This is a genomic window from Streptomyces sp. NPDC051105 (genome assembly GCF_040682795.1).
In the GTDB taxonomy this organism is placed as follows: Bacteria; Actinomycetota; Actinomycetes; order Streptomycetales; family Streptomycetaceae; genus Streptomyces.
The window spans coordinates 87,852-103,889 of record NZ_JBFBBR010000021.1; the positions used below are offsets into that span (position 1 = coordinate 87,852).

General features: G+C 68.0%; 10 protein-coding genes, 1 tRNA gene and 1 pseudogene. 2 read left to right on the top strand and 10 right to left on the bottom strand.

Going from position 1 to position 16,038, the window contains the following annotated elements; all coding sequences use genetic code 11:
* Positions 1 to 7: 7 nt before the first annotated feature.
* From rho to AB0N16_RS36930, 7 genes are all read right to left on the bottom strand, one after another.
* Positions 8 to 2,050 carry a transcription termination factor Rho gene (gene rho, locus AB0N16_RS36900; RefSeq protein WP_365804563.1) on the bottom strand — a complete coding sequence of 681 codons (2,043 nt, stop codon included), beginning with the start codon at positions 2,048 to 2,050 and terminating at the stop codon, positions 8 to 10.
* A 404-nt stretch (positions 2,051 to 2,454) separates the two neighbouring features.
* Positions 2,455 to 3,384, bottom strand: coding sequence for a homoserine kinase (gene thrB, locus AB0N16_RS36905; RefSeq protein WP_365804565.1), 930 nt, complete (start codon positions 3,382 to 3,384; stop codon positions 2,455 to 2,457).
* Positions 3,385 to 3,759: 375 nt separating this feature from the next.
* A complete protein-coding gene (gene thrC / locus AB0N16_RS36910; RefSeq protein ID WP_365804567.1) occupies positions 3,760 to 4,818 on the bottom strand; it encodes a threonine synthase in 1,059 nt (352 codons plus the stop codon).
* A gap of 6 nt (positions 4,819 to 4,824) precedes the next feature.
* Positions 4,825 to 6,117 carry a homoserine dehydrogenase gene (locus tag AB0N16_RS36915; RefSeq protein WP_365804570.1) on the bottom strand — a complete coding sequence of 431 codons (1,293 nt, stop codon included), beginning with the start codon at positions 6,115 to 6,117 and terminating at the stop codon, positions 4,825 to 4,827.
* 182 nt (positions 6,118 to 6,299) lie between these two features.
* Positions 6,300 to 7,691 carry a diaminopimelate decarboxylase gene (gene lysA, locus AB0N16_RS36920; RefSeq protein WP_365804572.1) on the bottom strand — a complete coding sequence of 464 codons (1,392 nt, stop codon included), beginning with the start codon at positions 7,689 to 7,691 and terminating at the stop codon, positions 6,300 to 6,302.
* A 19-nt stretch (positions 7,692 to 7,710) separates the two neighbouring features.
* The gene (gene nrtL / locus AB0N16_RS36925) at positions 7,711 to 8,703 is read right to left on the bottom strand and encodes an ArgS-related anticodon-binding protein NrtL (RefSeq protein ID WP_365804574.1); all 993 of its coding nucleotides are present in this window, start codon (positions 8,701 to 8,703) and stop codon (positions 7,711 to 7,713) included.
* Between the two features lie 373 nt (positions 8,704 to 9,076).
* Positions 9,077 to 9,568: a response regulator gene (locus AB0N16_RS36930; RefSeq protein WP_365804576.1), complete on the bottom strand. Its 492-nt coding sequence runs from the start codon at positions 9,566 to 9,568 to the stop codon at positions 9,077 to 9,079.
* Positions 9,569 to 9,720: 152 nt separating this feature from the next.
* Here AB0N16_RS36930 and AB0N16_RS36935 point away from each other — a divergent pair.
* Positions 9,721 to 9,792 (top strand) — tRNA-Arg (locus AB0N16_RS36935).
* Positions 9,793 to 10,458: 666 nt separating this feature from the next.
* On the opposite strand, the pseudogene AB0N16_RS36940 reads toward AB0N16_RS36935, so the two are convergent.
* Positions 10,459 to 10,803: pseudogene (locus tag AB0N16_RS36940) on the bottom strand (hypothetical protein); the annotation flags it as partial.
* A 117-nt stretch (positions 10,804 to 10,920) separates the two neighbouring features.
* On the opposite strand from AB0N16_RS36940, the gene AB0N16_RS36945 reads away from it, so the two are divergent.
* Positions 10,921 to 14,664, top strand: a complete 3,744-nt coding sequence (locus AB0N16_RS36945; protein WP_365804578.1) for a tetratricopeptide repeat protein — start codon at positions 10,921 to 10,923, stop codon at positions 14,662 to 14,664.
* Between the two features lie 430 nt (positions 14,665 to 15,094).
* Here AB0N16_RS36945 and AB0N16_RS36950 read toward each other — a convergent pair whose 3' ends face one another.
* The gene (locus tag AB0N16_RS36950) at positions 15,095 to 15,478 is read right to left on the bottom strand and encodes a DUF6083 domain-containing protein (protein ID WP_365804580.1); all 384 of its coding nucleotides are present in this window, start codon (positions 15,476 to 15,478) and stop codon (positions 15,095 to 15,097) included.
* A 208-nt stretch (positions 15,479 to 15,686) separates the two neighbouring features.
* Positions 15,687 to 15,959, bottom strand: a complete 273-nt coding sequence (locus tag AB0N16_RS36955) for a DUF4236 domain-containing protein (protein ID WP_365804582.1) — start codon at positions 15,957 to 15,959, stop codon at positions 15,687 to 15,689.
* Between the last annotated feature and the right edge of the window lie 79 nt (positions 15,960 to 16,038).

Sequence of the window (16,038 nt, forward strand, 5' to 3'; positions counted from 1 at the left end):
GCAATGGTCAGTCGCCGTTGCCCGGCGTCGGCGTCGTCTTCTGAATCTGCATCAGGAACTCGGCGTTCGACTTCGTCTGCTTCATCTTGTCGAGCAGCAGCTCGACCGCCTGCTGCTGGTCGAGGGCGTGCAGCACCCGGCGCAGCTTCCAGACGATGGCGAGCTCGTCCGGAGCGAGCAGGATCTCTTCCTTACGGGTGCCGGACGCGTCGACGTCCACCGCAGGGAAGATGCGCTTGTCGGCGAGCTTCCGGTCGAGCTTGAGCTCCGCGTTGCCGGTGCCCTTGAACTCCTCGAAGATCACCTCGTCCATGCGGGACCCGGTGTCCACCAGGGCGGTGGCGAGGATCGTGAGAGACCCGCCGTCCTCGATGTTGCGGGCCGCACCGAAGAAGCGCTTCGGCGGGTACAGGGCGGTCGAGTCGACACCACCGGACAGGATGCGGCCGGAGGCCGGCGCCGCCAGGTTGTACGCACGGCCCAGACGCGTGATCGAGTCGAGCAGCACGACCACGTCGTGGCCCAGCTCCACCAGACGCTTGGCGCGCTCGATGGCGAGCTCGGCGACCGTGGTGTGGTCCTCGGCCGGACGGTCGAAGGTCGAGGAGATGACCTCGCCCTTCACCGACCGCTGCATGTCGGTGACCTCCTCCGGACGCTCGTCGACGAGGACGACCATCAGGTGGCACTCGGGGTTGTTGTGCGTGATCGCGTTGGCGATCGCCTGCATGATCATGGTCTTGCCGGTCTTCGGCGGGGCCACGATCAGACCGCGCTGGCCCTTGCCGATCGGCGACACCAGGTCGATGATGCGGGTGGTCAGCACGCCCGGGTCGGTCTCCAGACGGAGCCGGTCCTGCGGGTAGAGCGGGGTCAGCTTGTTGAACTCCGGGCGGCCACGGCCGTGTTCGGGCGCCATGCCGTTGACGGAGTCGAGGCGGACCAGCGCGTTGAACTTCTCGCGGCGCTCGCCCTCCTTGGGCTGACGGACCGCACCGGTGACGTGGTCACCCTTGCGCAGACCGTTCTTGCGGACCTGGGCGAGGGAGACGTACACGTCGTTCGGGCCCGGCAGGTAGCCGGAGGTCCGGATGAACGCGTAGTTGTCGAGGATGTCCAGGATGCCCGCGACGGGGATCAGGACGTCGTCGTCGGCGAGCTGCGGCTCGGCACCACCGATCTCGTCGCGGCCACGACGGCCCCGGCGGTCCCGGTACCGGCCGCGACGGCCACGGCGACCGCCGTCGAAGTCGTCGTCGTCCTGCGGGCCGGCGTTGCGGTCCTGCCGGCCGCCGCCCTGCTGCTGCGGCTGCTGACGGTCCCGGTCCTGACGGTCCCGGTCCTGACGGTCCCGGTCCTGGCGGCCGCCCTGGCCACCGCCCTGCTGCTCGTCGCCCTTGCCGCGCCGGTCACGGTCCCGGCCGCGGTCACGGCGGTCACGGCGGCCGCGGCCCTCGCCGTCGGCGTCGCCCTGCGGCTGCGCGGCGGGCGTCTCGGTCTTCGGCTCACTCTTCGCCTCGGCGACGACGGTCTCGGCGCCGCTCGCGGTGGGGCTGCCGACCTCGGCGGTGGCCCGGCGACGGCGGCGCTCGGCCGGCGCGTCCTCGCCACCACGCTCGGCGTCACGGGCGGTGCCGCCGGCGGGCTGGCCGGGAATCTCGATCTGCTGCTGGGCCACGGCCTGCTCGGCGGGGGCCTCGGCGGCCTGCTCCGCCTGCTTCCCGGCGACCTCGCCGCCCGTACGGGCCTTGGAGGTGGCCCGGCGCTTCGGCTTGGTCTCGGTGGCGCTCTCAGTGGCCTTGGGGGCGGCGCCCGCGCCGGCCTGCGCCTCCTTGATGACCTCGATCAGCTGGCTCTTGCGCATCCGCGCCGTGCCCCTGATACCGAGGCCGGATGCGACCTGCTGAAGCTCTGCCAGCACCATGCCCTCGAGGCCGGTACCGCGGCGCCGCCGGGAGCCGGCACCGGTGGCAGGCGCGGAGGCGTCCGTGGCGGGCGCGGCAGCGGTCTCCTCGACACGTGCGCCCATCAGATCGGTGGTGTCGCTCACGAAGGGTCCTTCCCTGGAGCGGACGTCGGCCTGTCTGGCTCGGCGACCGGTTGTGCTGTCCGGCTGCGGTCCTTGCTGTGTGGACCGTGCCGGGGCGGTGGTCCGCCAAAGCGGCGGAGAGAATTTCTGGTGACGGCGCTTCCTCAGCCGTGGCACCCGGTGTCACGTGGCGTGGTAGCACCAATTCCGGAGCGTGCCCAGCGGCCCGCTCAGTGCCCGCGTACGGCGTACTGCCCAGGTACGACATACGAAACGCTGAGTGGCTTGGGAGACTCCCGGAAGAATGTCTGTCCCGGACGGGGACACGAAGCACCTCGCCATGGTGGGGTCGGGTGCAGACTTGAGATTAACACTACCGGATCCAACAAACATTCCCCCTCTCCAAATCCGGCAACCGTTCGCAGTCAAATGTCACTGGAGGGCGCAAGCGGCAGCACGCTCGCTCCCTGGACGTCGAGGTTCAGCCGGTTGGCGGCCCAGTCCGAGCCGGCCAGCGCCTCTACCTTGTCGGCGCTCGCGGCATCGGCCAGCGCCATGACGGTGGGTCCGGCGCCGGAGATCACGGCCGGGATGCCGTCGGCGCGCAGCCGCTCCACCAGCGCCGCGCTCTCCGGCATGGCCGGGGCGCGGTATTCCTGGTGCAGACGGTCCTCGGTGGCGGGCAGCAGCAGCTCGGGGCGCCTGGTGAGGGCCTCGACGAGTAGGGCGGCCCGGCCCGCATTGGCGGCGGCGTCGACGTGGGGCACGGTGCGCGGGAGCAGTCCGCGCGCGGTCTCGGTGAGCACCGGCTTCCCGGGCACGAAAACCACCGGAACGATGGAATCGGCGGGGTCCATCCTGATCGCCCGGGCGGCGCCGGACTCCATCCAGGAGAGCGTGAAGCCGCCCAGCAGACAGGCCGCGACGTTGTCGGGGTGACCCTCGATCTCGGTGGCCAGTTCGAGGAGCGCGGCGTCGTCGAGCCTGGCCTCGCCACCTATGGTCACGGCACGCGCGGCGACGATGCCGGCGCAGATGGCGGCGGAGGAGGAGCCCAGGCCACGGCCGTGCGGGATGCGATTGGCGCACACGATCTCCAGGCCGCGGGGCTGTCCGCCCAGCAGGTCGAAGGCGGTGCGCAGGGAGCGTACGAGGAGGTGGCTCTCGTCACGCGGCAGCGTCTCGCTGCCCTCACCCGCGATGTCGATGTGCAGCCCGGAGTCGGCCACCCGTACGACGACATCGTCGTAGAGCCCCAGCGCGAGGCCCAGGGCATCGAAGCCCGGACCGAGGTTGGCGCTGGTGGCGGGGGTGCGCACCCGGACGGCGGCGGCGCGGAACGCTGGACCGGCCATCGCTCGATGACTCTCCTTGAGCTGCGTGATGGTCGAATGACACTCGATAGGTACCTGAGGGAACCTCGGGCCGCGGAGGCGGCACGGCACCGCGCCATATGCGAAGGCATATGCAGCGGGCGGGTTCGGTACAGCCTATCGAAGGAAAGTTCTGTCGCGACATAGGGCGCACAGGAGGCGCACGATGCGTGTCGTAAGCCCCCTGTGCCCCTTCCTTAGGGAGTCCCCTGTTTAGGACGCCGCGATCTGTTCACCGGTTGCCCGCCGGGGGTTGGCCGAGCGTTGCCCGGACACCGCTCGTGCGGTTCCCGGGCCCGGCTCGTGCGGTTCCCGGGCCCGGCTCGTGCGGTTCCCGGGCGCCCCTCCGGTGGTTCTCTAGGCGAGTCCGAGCCGCTCGGCCGCGGCGGCCGCGTCGACGGGCACGGTGACCGGCTGTGGGGCGCCGGCGACGGCCCAGTCGGGGTCCTTCAGGCCGTTGCCGGTGACGGTGCAGACGATGCGCTGGCCCGGGTCGACCTTGCCCTGCTCGGCGGCCTTGAGTAGACCGGCCACGGAGGCGGCGGAGGCGGGCTCCACGAAGACGCCCTCCTGAGCGGCCAACAGCCGGTAGGCGCGCAGGATCTCACGGTCCGTCACCTCGTCGATGAAGCCCTCGGACTCGTCCCGGGCGGCGAGCGCGAACTGCCAGGAGGCGGGGTTGCCGATCCGGATCGCGGTGGCGATGGTCGAGGGGTCCTTGACGATCTCGCCGCGCACGATGGGTGCGGAACCGGAGGCCTGGAATCCCCACATCCGGGGGGTCCCGGCGGCGATCCCGTCCGCGGCGTACTCCTTGTAGCCCTTCCAGTACGCGGTGATGTTGCCCGCGTTGCCGACCGGCAGGACGTGGATGTCGGGCGCGTCGCCGAGCATGTCCACGATCTCGAAGGCGGCCGTCTTCTGCCCCTCTATGCGCACCGGGTTCACCGAATTGACCAGCGCCACCGGGTAGTTCTCGCTCAGCTTGCGGGCGAGGGTGAGGCAGTCGTCGAAGTTGCCGTCGACCTGGAGGATCTTCGCGCCGTGCACGAGGGCCTGGCCCATCTTGCCGAGCGCGATCTTGCCCCGCGGCACGAGCACGGCCGAGACCATGCCGGCGCGCACGGCGTAGGCCGCGGCGGAGGCGGAGGTGTTGCCCGTGGAGGCGCAGATGACCGCCTGCGCGCCCTCCTCCTTGGCCTTGGAGATGGCCATGGTCATACCGCGGTCCTTGAAGGACCCGGTGGGGTTGGCGCCCTCCACCTTCAGGTGGACCTCGCACCCCGTGCGCTCGGAGAGCACCTGCGCGGGCACGAGGGGCGTGCCGCCCTCGCGGAGCGTCACGACCGGCGTGGTGTCGGAGACGGGCAGCCGGTCCCGGTACTCCTCGATGATTCCGCGCCATTGGTGGGTCATTGCTCGTTACTCTCCTTCAACCCGCATGATGCTGGCGACACCCCGCACGGTGTCGAGCTTGCGCAGCGCCTCGACGGTCCCGGACAGGGAGGCGTCGGAGGCCCGGTGGGTGACGACGACGAGGGAGGCCTCGCCGTCCTTGCCCTGCTGGCGAACCGTATCGATGGAAACCCCGTGTTCGGCGAACACGGTCGCCACCTGGGCGAGAACACCCGGTTTGTCGGCGACGTCGAGGCTGATGTGGTAGCGCGTGACGACATCGCCCATGGGCGACACCGGCAGGGCGGCGTAGGCCGACTCGCCGGGCCCCGTTGCCCCGCTGAGCCGATTGCGGCAGACGGCGACCAGGTCGCCGAGGACCGCGGACGCGGTCGGGGCGCCGCCGGCGCCGGGACCGTAGAACATCAGCTGGCCGGCCGCGGCGGACTCGACGAAGACGGCGTTGTACGCGCCGCGCACGGAGGCGAGCGGGTGGGTCAGCGGAATCATCGCGGGGTGCACGCGGGCGGTGACGGAGCCGCCGTCCGCCGCCCGCTCGCAGATGGCGAGCAGCTTGATGGTGCAGCCCATGTTCTTGGCGGAGGCGAAGTCGGAGGCGGTGACCTCGTTCATGCCCTCGCGGTAGACGTCGTCGAGGCGCACCCGCGAGTGGAAGGCGATCCCGGCGAGGATGGCGGCCTTGGCGGCCGCGTCGAAGCCCTCGACATCGGCGGTGGGGTCGGCTTCCGCGTACCCGAGCGCGGTGGCCTCGTCGAGGGCCTCCTGATAACCGGCCCCCGTCGAGTCCATCTTGTCGAGGATGAAATTGGTTGTCCCATTGACGATCCCCAGCACCCGGTCGACCTTGTCGCCGGCCAGGGACTCGCGCAGCGGCCGGATCAGGGGGATGGCACCGGCGACGGCGGCCTCGTAGTAGAGGTCCTTGCCGTTCTGCTCGGCGGCCGCGTGCAGGTCGGCGCCGTCCTGGGCGAGCAGCGCCTTGTTGGCGGAGACGACGGAGGCGCCGTGCTCGAAGGCGGTGGTGATGAGGGTGCGGGCGGGCTCGATGCCTCCGATGACCTCGACGACGACGTCGATGTCGCCGCGTTTCACGAGGGCGGTGGCGTCGGTGGTCACCAGGCTCGGGTCGATGCCCTCACGGACCTTGGAGGGCCGGCGCACGGCCACCCCGGCCAGTTCGATCGGGGCGCCGATGCGCTGCGCCAGGTCGTCGGCGTGCGTCGTCATGATGCGCGCCACCTCTGAGCCGACTACTCCACAGCCCAGCAGCGCCACCTTCAGCGGACGCGTACGCATCATCCGACCTCGTTTCCTCATACCGTCTACGGTTGGACCAGTCTCACTCACCGGACGGGAGTTTCTACCCTTCGTCCGGATCGTGAGACATCTATTTCATTTTGCGGAGGGGGCCGGACAGGAGATCTTCCGTCTGCGCCATCGGATGTCATCGGAGGTCATCGGAGGTCGGAGGTCATCGGAGGTCATCCGACGTCGAGGCGCAGGAGGTCCTCCTCCGTCTCCCGGCGGACGATGGCCCGGGACTCGCCGTCGCGGACCGCGACGACGGGCGGCCGGAGCACATGGTTGTAGTTGCTCGCCATGGACCGGCAGTAGGCACCGGTGGCCGGTACGGCGATCAGGTCACCGGGTGCCAGGTCGCCCGGCAGGAACGCGTCCTTCACCACGATGTCCCCGCTCTCGCAGTGCTTGCCGACGACCCGGGCGAGCATCGGCTCGGCGTCGCTCGTCCGCGACACGAGAGCGACGCTGTACTCGGCGTCGTACAACGCGGTCCGGATGTTGTCGGACATGCCGCCGTCGACGGAGACATACGTCCGCAGCCCGTCGAGGGGCTTGATGGTGCCGACCTCGTAGAGGGTGAAGGCGGTCGGCCCGACGATGGCCCGCCCCGGCTCGACGGAGATACGCGGAGTCCGCAGCCGGGCGGCCTCGCACTCCCGGGTGACGATCTCGGTGAGCGCCTTGGCGATCTCGTGCGGCTCCCGGGGATCGTCGTCACTCGTGTACGCGATACCGAGCCCGCCGCCCAGATCGATCTCGGGCAGCTCGACACCGTGCTCGTCACGGATGTCCTTCAGCAGCCCCACGACCCGGTGCGCGGCGACCTCGAAGCCTGACATGTCGAAGATCTGCGACCCGATGTGCGAGTGGATCCCGATGACCTCCAGCCCGTCCAGCTGCAGCGCCCGCCGTACCGCCTCGGCGGCCTGGCCCCCGGCCAGCGGAATCCCGAACTTCTGGTCCTCGTGGGCGGTGGCGATGAACTCGTGCGTGTGGGCCTCGACGCCGACGGTGATACGGATCTGGACGCGCTGCCGCGTGCCGCGGGACTGGGCGATGTGGGCGACCCGCACGATCTCCTGGAACGAGTCGAGCACGATCCGCCCGACGCCGGCCTCGACCGCCCGCTCGATCTCCTCCGTCGACTTGTTGTTGCCGTGGAAGGCGATCCGGTCGGCCGGCATCCCGGCGGAGAGGGCGGTGGCCAGCTCGCCGCCGGAGCACACATCGAGGTTGAGGCCTTCCTCGTGCAGCCAGCGCACGACGGCCCGGGACAGGAAGGCCTTACCGGCGTAGAACACGTCGGCCTCCGGGCCGAAGGCGGTGCGCCAGGCCTGCGCCCGGGCCCGGAAGTCGGTCTCGTCGAGAACGTAGGCGGGGGTGCCGTGCTGCTCGGCGAGGGTCTTCACGTCGACACCGCCGACGGTGACGACCCCGTCGGCGTCCCGCCTGACGGTCTGGGCCCACACCTTGGGATCGAGGGCGTTGAGGTCGGTGGGCGGGGCGGTGTAGTGGCCCTCGGCCAGGACGTCGGCGTGGCGGGGCCCGGCGGGATGTGCGGAACGGCTCATTGCTCTTCAGGCGCTCTCTTCAGAGGTGATCGGGTGCGTCGATGCCGAGCAGGAACAGGCCGCCGGCCAGCACCGTCCCGGTGGCTTCGGCGAGGGCGAGCCGGGCGCGGTGGGCGGCCGAGGGTTTCTCCTCGCCACGGGGCAGCACGGTCGGCAGGAAAGGCAGGGCGGCATCGGCGACGGTGACGAGATGCCGGGCGAGCCGGTCGGGGGCGCGGTGGGTGGCCGCGGCGGTGAGGATGCGGGGGTAGTCGGCGAGGGCGGTGACGAGGTCGCCCGGGGCGCCGGGGACGTCGCCGGGTTCGGCAGCGAAGCCGAGCCGTCCGGCACCCCGGCCGACGGCTCGCGTCCTGGCGTGGGCGTACCGCACCCGGAAGAGCGGATTGCTCTCGCGCTGCACCAGGTGGTCGGCGGTGATCCGGGGCCGGTCATGGGCGGCGGGATGCAGCAGGGCCCACTGGGCGGCGTCGGGTCCGAGCGGGGCCGGGTCCTCGGGCGCCGGCACGGGCCGGAGGCTGACGGGATCACCGTGACCGACCTCACCGTGACCGACCTCCCCGCGGCCGCCCTGGGTCGCGACGATCCGTACGACGGCGTCGGCGACGACCTCGGCCCGGACGTCGTACGGCACCCGCAGCGCGACCACCTGCCCGGCGAGGGCGTCGCCGTGGCCGTAGCCGGGGCCGAGGGCACGGATCTCGGCGACCAGGGTCGCCGTGGGGGACGCGGTGGGGCTGAGGCTGATGTTCAGGAACCCGGGTCCGGTGACGACGACGTCATCGACGCCGGCGGCGTCCGCGAGATGGGGCACCAGGATCTCGGCGACCCGCAGGGGGGGCTGCCCGGCCGGGCGGGCGAGCTGAAGCGCGATGTTGGTGGCGTAGTCCCCACACCCACCGGGCCCCGGCGGCGTGACCACGACCCGCTCCGGCACGCTCACGCTCAGCTCCCCCTCGTCAACAGCACGACGCACCGCGCGCAGCACGGTACGGGAGAGCTCGACGGGCGTCACGGGACAAGCGTAGGGGAGGAGGGGGGCGGGCAGGCGACCCGGTTTGGAAGGGGGTCCGGGATGTGGACATGGGGGGCGGTGTGGGGGCTGTGTGGGCGACAGGGGCCATGGGGCTGCGGCCCTGGGGCCTTACGTGCGGGATGGGGCCTGTAGTCCTACGGGGGCCTCGGGCCTGCGGGGCCTGCGGGCGTCGGGCCTGCGGGCGTGCGGGCGTCGGGCGTGCGGGCCTGCGCTCGGGAGGGACCGTAGGCCCACGGCCGCGCGACGGCGCCACGGCCCCACGGCCCCACGGTTCACGGAATTGATGCGGGCTGGGCCGCAGGGCCGGACCGCAGGGCCGAGCCGCAGGGCCGGGCCGCCGATTGCATGGCCCCTACGGGTAGACGGGGTTGCCCCCGGCCCACTCCCCGGAGAACTCGACCTCACCACCCTCGCCACCCTCACCACCGTCTCCCCCGCGCTCCCGCTCCTCCGACTCTTCCGTCCCTCGCCGATGCGCCATCAACTCCCTTACGAGCCGCACGAGTTCGGAGGGCTCGAAGGGTTTGGCGAGGAAGGCGTCGACACCGACATCAAGGCCGGTCTCGACCTCGTACTGAGTGCAGGCGCTGACGATGGCGAGGGGAATGTCATGGGTGCGGGGGTCGGCACGGAGCAGAGCGGCGGTCCGCAGACCGTCGAGCCGGGGCATGACGACATCAAGGGTGATCACATCGGGCCGCACCTGATGAACGACATCCAGACACTCGGCACCATCGGCCGCGGTCACGACCTCGAGACCCTCCAGTTCGAGATTGACCCTGATCAGCTGCCGGATGACCTTGTTGTCGTCCACAACAAGCACCCGGCCCGACACCCCTGGCACAACTCGAGAGTAGGTCCGGACCGGCCACCGCGTCCGCGTTTTCCCGACTTCCGCCCCGCGCGGGGGAGCGCCCCAGGAAACCCGTTCCTGATCACCCCGACCGAGCTGGTAGTGTTCTACCCGTCGCCGCGAGCAACAGCTCAACGCCAGACGCCCCCGTAGCTCAGGGGATAGAGCAACGGCCTCCGGAGCCGTGTGCGCAGGTTCGAATCCTGCCGGGGGCACTCGCCTAGGTATATGCCGAAACTAGCATTTGACCAGGGCGGATGCCGACAGAAGAGGGCGGGAGTCAGTCTCACTGACTCCCGCCCTCTCTCGTTGTCTCTCAGCGTTCGCGCACCATCTGCGATACACCCGACGACGCGGGCCGCGTCGCCTACATGACTCCTAGCCCCCGCCTCGCGAGACGCTTCAGCTCACGGCTGAAGTCGTCAACCGCTTCACCCAGCTCCCTGTGCAAAACACGCGCCCAGCGGTGGGTATCCAAGGAGAGTGTCGAATCACCGCGTGCCTGGTCAGATCGGATGAGGGCATCAACCTGGGCAGCAGTGCTCCGCACCAACTCCGGCCTCTCGTACAGCGCCACGGGGTTGGGCGCCATGGAGCACCAGGCTGGCGCATAGCGAGGTAGCGCCGGTGAAATCTTCACCCAGGGGGCGGGAGGAAGAAGGCCCCCCAGGACTGGCATCAGCTGGATCCTTGCCTCGACATACGGCGAGGTGAAGGAGCGAAGCTCGGTCTGCAGCGGTATTAGCTGGTCGATGGTGGCCGTCCTGACACCGCCGAGCAACGTGTATCGAGCTGCCGCAGCAGTAGCCACTGCACCTACGACCACCCCACCGAGGCCAATCCAGGCCGCAGAGATCTCGGACTGGGTCACCAGCTCCCCCTCAGCTATCGGACGCACAGTCATGCTCATGCTCCCAAAACTGCCCGATCCAGGGAACACCGCCAGACCGTGAAGTGCCCCTACGTCGCATCTCCCTCTTCTTCCAGGGCTTAGTGATCTTCGCGTTGGCCGCTTCTTCGTGGCCGTCAATGCAGCCGTGATAGCGCCGGTGAATGACCTCCGGAGAGTTGCCGGCTCGCCGGGCAACCTCGGCGATCGGTACTCCCGCGTTCAGCCATCGCGTGATGCAGGCGTGCCGTAGGTCGTACGGGCGGCCGGCCAACGGCGAGTCGACGCGCTCAGGTGGGAGCGTGTACTCCCGCGCTTCCTCCCACACCCGCCAATAGCATCGAAGCGCCTCATAAAGGGCGCCGGAGTAGCTCGGATCCGCCTCGTATCCGCGCTTGCAACCTGGGAGCATAGCCGCGGCGGTGCATCTGCCGTTTCCGGGAGGGGAGAAGCGGTGGCAGTACAGAAGATCTCGCGGCAAGAGCTGATCCGGCAACGGCGCCGGGATGGGTTCGTAGGACGGCAGGGCGAGCTCGCGGCGCTCACAGACACCCTCAGTCGGCCTCCCGAAGCAGCCGCGGAGTTCCTCTTCCACATTCACGGCCCCGCCGGCGTCGGGAAGTCCACTCTGCTACGCCGCATGGAAAGCGAGGCCCGGGAGCGTCAGGCGGTCACGGGGTACGTGGATGAGTCCGTCGCCGATGTGGTGGAAGCCATGGAGGCCCTCAGTACGCAATGCTCCCAGCAGGGCGTGGCTCTTAAGAGCTTTGACAAGGCCTTAGCGGTCTACCGGCAGCGTCGGCACGAGGTCGATGCTGCGTCTGGCCCCGTGCCAGGAACCCAGCTGCCGGCTGGAGAATCAGAAACGGGATCGGGACCAGCCGCGTCGACCCCATCGCCAGGCAGTTTGATCGCTGCACAGGTGGGACTGGTCGGCCTCGGAATGCTACCGGGGGTTGGGGCCTTCACCGGTGCGGTCGACCCCCACCAAGTGGCCGCCGGGGCCGACCGAATGAAGGCGATGCTCAGCACTCGGTTTCGCAACCACGACGATATCCAGCTCGTCATGTCCCCGGTAAAGGTCCTCACCCCGCTGTTTCTCCAGGACCTGGCCGAGGTCGCACAGCGCCGCCCATGGGTGGCGCTATTCGTAGACACCTACGAGCGCACTGGTCCGCTCCTGGACGTCTGGCTGCGCGACATCCTGACTTCCGACAGGTACGGAGAACTCCCGGCGAACGTGCTGGTCGTGCTCGCCGGGCAAAACCGATTGGACACCCGCACCTGGGCCGACTGCTTGGACCTAGTCACCGATCTGCCGTTGGAGGTGTTCACCGAAGCCGAAGCTCGCAGATTCCTGTCGTCTAAAGGCATCACCGATGAACGCACCGTGGAAGTGATCCTGCGACTGTCCGGACGGCTACCTGTGCTCCTGTCTACGCTAGCCGAGGCCCGACCCGCTAGCGCCGAAGACGTCGGAGACCCAAGCGGCACCGCAGTGGAGCGGTTCTTGAAGTGGGAGACTGACCCGACCCGTCGTGCTGCGGCACTCGCTTGCGCCATACCCCAGGAAATCGACGAAGATGTCTACCGGATATCGGTGGGTGAAGATGCCGCAGGCCAGTTCGACTGGCTGCGTTCCCTCCCCTTCGTTACCGACCGCGCAGGTCGCTGCCAGTACCACGACGTCGTGCGCGACACAATGCTACGCCTCCAGCGCCAGCAATCCCGCGCGCGCTGGAAGGACCAACACACTCGGCTCGCCGTTGCCTTCCGAAGGCAACGGGCTCAACTGGAGGAAGGGGTCCCGCCGGAGAACGGCTGGTGGGAAAGCCAAGACTGGCGAAGCCTCCGTTTGCAAGAGACCTACCACTGTCTCTGCGCCGACCCCCACGCAGCTCTCTCTCAGACGCTTCGCGAACTCCTCGACGCCTACGACCACGGCACCGCCACCCTGCGTCGGTGGGTGCAAACGCTCATCCAGGTTGGCCGAGACGCCGACGCTAGTGAGGTCCTTGACTGGGGCCGACAGCTCCTCACCGCACTGGACCTGGACCACGACCAGCACCCTGAGATCAGGGCTTTGTCTCTTCTCATGGCCCGTGCGCACCTCAGCCCTGACGGAAAGGCATTCGCCCACCTTCTCTGCGGCCGAGATCACCGCAATGCCGATCAGTACGAAGATGCCATCATCCAATACGACAAATCTATCGCCCTAAATTCGCGTAGCTCACGGGCTTATTACGGTCGCGGAATCACCTACCGGCTAATGGGTCGACATGAAGAGGCTCTTGCCGACCTCAACCGCGCCATAGAAATCGCCCCCCAAGACGGTTCAAACTTCGCCCAGCGCGGTTTCACGTACATCCTCTCGGCCCGTTACGAGGAGGCTCTCGCCGACCTCAACCGCGCCATCGAACTCGATCCCCAAGACGCATGGAATTTCGCCCAGCGCGGCGTCGCCCACCTGCGCGTGGATCGGTACGAGGAAGCACTCGCAGACCTCAACTGCGCCACCGAACTCGTACCCGACCACGAATGGGCCATCGCGCATCGCGGCGTCGTCTACAGGGCCTTGAGCCAGTACGATGAATCACTTGTCGACCTCAACCGCGCCATCGAACTCGATCCCCAAGACGCATGGAATTTCGGCCAGCGCGGCGTCACCCACCGCCTGATGGATCGGTACGAGGAATCACTCGCAGACCTCAACCACGCCACCGAACTCAAACCCAACTACGAATGGGTCATCGCCCAGCGCGGCACCACCCACCGCCTCATGGGCCGGTACGAAGAAGCACTCGCAGACCTCAACCACGCCACAGAACTCAACCCCCAAGGCTGTTCACACTTCACCGAGCGCGGCATCACCTACCAGGACATGGGCCGGCACGAAGAAGCACTCGCAGACCTCAACCACGCCACAGAACTCAACCCCGATTACGAATGGGCCATCGCCCAGCGCGGCGTCACCCACCGCCTGATGGATCGGTACGAGGAATCACTCACAGACCTCAACCACGCCATCGAACTCAAACCCGACTACGAATGGGCCATCGCCCAGCGCGGCTTCACCCACCGCCTCATGGGCCGGCACGAAGAGGCACTCGCAGACCTCAACCGCGCCACAGAAATCGCCCCCCAAGACGCATGGAATTTCGCCCAGCGCGGTGTCACCCACCGCCTCATGGGCCGGCATGAGGAGGCTCTCGCAGACCTCAACCGCGCCATCGAACTCGAACCCCAAGACAGTTCACACTTCGCCGAGCGCGGCATCACCCACCGCCTGATGGAACGGTACGAGGAGGCTCTCACCGACCTCAACCACGCCACCGAACTCAAACCCGACTACGACTGGGCCATCGCCCAGCGCAGCATCACCCACCGCCTCATGGGCCGGTACGAAGAAGCACTCACGGACCTCAACCACGCCATCGAACTCGAACCCCAAGACAGTTCACACTTCGCCGAGCGCGGCATCACCTACCAAGACATGGGCCGGTACGAAGAAGCACTCGCCGACCTCAACCAGGCCACCGAACTCAAACCCGACTACGACTGGGCCATCGCCCACCGCGGCATCACCCACCGCCTCATGGGCCGGTACGAAGAAGCACTCACAGACCTCAACCACGCCATCGAACTCGAACCCCAAGACAGTTCACACTTCGCCGAGCGCGGCATCACCCACCAAGACATGGGCCGGTACGAAGAAGCACTCGCCGACCTCAACCACGCCACCGAACTCAAACCCGACTACGACTGGGCCATCGCCCACCGCGGCATCACCCACCGCCACCTCGGCCGGTACGAAGAAGCACTCACAGACCTCAACCACGCCATCGAACTCGACCCCCAAGACGGTTGGTGCCTTTACGAAAAAGGACTCATCCTACATCTGACAGAGGATCCGAGTTGGCAGCTTCCCATTGACCGAGCAGTTGAGATCTTTGCCCGCGATGCAACCGGTACGGGACCCAGGTCAGTAAACGGGAAAGGCAATCTGTTCATTGCCTGCTGCGCCATTTCGCGATGGGATATCGCGAATCAACACCTAACAAACTTCCTGAATACCTTCAAGTCGAAAAACGAGCTAAAAGAGGTGCTTACAGACCTGGAAGAGTTAACGTGTGTGATCCCATCTCTCAGGGATTCCACCTCGGGCTTTCAAGATCGACTCCGCAGCGTGCTCAGCTGACCACCGTGAACCTCACACGTCTGCGTCCACCTCCGCCCCTCAGCCATATGCACGTAGCCCACCTATTCATCGGACGAGGCGGGAGCCGCCCTTGGCAACTACGGCCGTCAGCAACTTCAGTCGCGTGTGAGTGGCGCGTGGAAAAGAACGGCCAGTACTCATCACACCACATCCTCGCAGGTCAGAGCCGCACAAGTACTCCCCTTAATCATGCTCTCCGGAGCCGGGTGCGCAGGTTCGAATCCTGCCGGGGGCACCTTGGATTAGGTGCCCAAAGACCCCGTCACCAGCGGAAACGCTGAGGCCGGGGGCTTCTTGTATATGCAGGCGTATGCGGCGTTGAGCAGCACCATGAGGGCCTCTGTGGACTATTTGCGGACAGGATCTTGGAGCGTCGCCCCAGGTCAGTCCAGCAATTTCGCCGTGCCCGTCATCCGGCGTCCGGCCACTCCTCAGGAGGACGGGGCGGCTCGGGCTCGTTCAACCGCTCGGCTTGCCGGGCGTTCTCCCCACGCAGGCTCGTCAGCCATGGCCACAGGTCCGGCAGGGCTTGCTCGGGACAGGCCAGACGATGCTCGATGCGGCACCGCTGGAACGGATCGGGAGGACAGACGCCGTACACCGCCACCCGCCCATCGGACGTCTCGATCCACCGATACTCCGCCGGCACCAGGTGGGCGAGCGGAGCCATGTCGGGCTCCAACAGCACCCAGTCGTGTTCGATCGTCGCCACCCGTTCCTGCGGCAGACCGCAATACGGGCACAGCAGCCGTGCCCCACCCAGCCTGCGCGTCGACTTCTTTGAAGCCCCCATACAGCGAGGGTCAGCACCCTGCCCGTCCGTGCGTAGAGGGCGAACCGGACGGGACTCCTGGGGCGCCCGCGCATCAGCGAGAGGGAAATCGACGCGACAGGTGCATCCAGCAACCAGCGGCTTAGAAAGTGCGGCCAGTACACGACGAAGCCCCCACCCCGTAGAGGCTGGGGCTGTTCGCCGAGCGGCCCAATTCACTCATACTCGCTCAGGAGATCTTCAATCTTCCGGTTGGCGATCTCCTGGCGCCCGTCGATGCATTTCGCATAGCGGCCGAGCAGGACTTGGGCGTTGTGTGGCTGGAGGACGAGGTGGAGTAGGACACTCCAGGGGCAAGGCGCACTGTCGTGGTCCGGCGCCCTCGGGTGTTCATGGTGACCCGACCGGCCTTGCCTCCGATACTCAGGCTGCTCGACTTGTTGCCGAGTCGGACGCGCACGCCTGGCGCGATCTTGAACGACTTGTTGATACGCACTCCCATACGTCCCCCAAGGCATTGGAGTAGCAGGCCAGCCCGGATACCGCCATCTTTGGGGCGACCTGCCGCAGATCGTTGCCTC

Excerpts from the sequence above, each read along its gene's own strand:
- thrC (WP_365804567.1), bottom strand. The coding sequence starts at position 4,818 with ATGACCCACCAATGGCGCGGAATCATCGAGGAGTACCGGGACCGGCTG.
- AB0N16_RS36915 (WP_365804570.1), bottom strand. The coding sequence starts at position 6,117 with ATGATGCGTACGCGTCCGCTGAAGGTGGCGCTGCTGGGCTGTGGAGTA.
- AB0N16_RS36950 (WP_365804580.1), bottom strand. The coding sequence starts at position 15,478 with ATGGGGGCTTCAAAGAAGTCGACGCGCAGGCTGGGTGGGGCACGGCTG.
- AB0N16_RS36955 (WP_365804582.1), bottom strand. The coding sequence starts at position 15,959 with ATGGGAGTGCGTATCAACAAGTCGTTCAAGATCGCGCCAGGCGTGCGC.
- lysA (WP_365804572.1), bottom strand. The coding sequence starts at position 7,691 with ATGAGCCGTTCCGCACATCCCGCCGGGCCCCGCCACGCCGACGTCCTG.
- thrB (WP_365804565.1), bottom strand. The coding sequence starts at position 3,384 with ATGGCCGGTCCAGCGTTCCGCGCCGCCGCCGTCCGGGTGCGCACCCCC.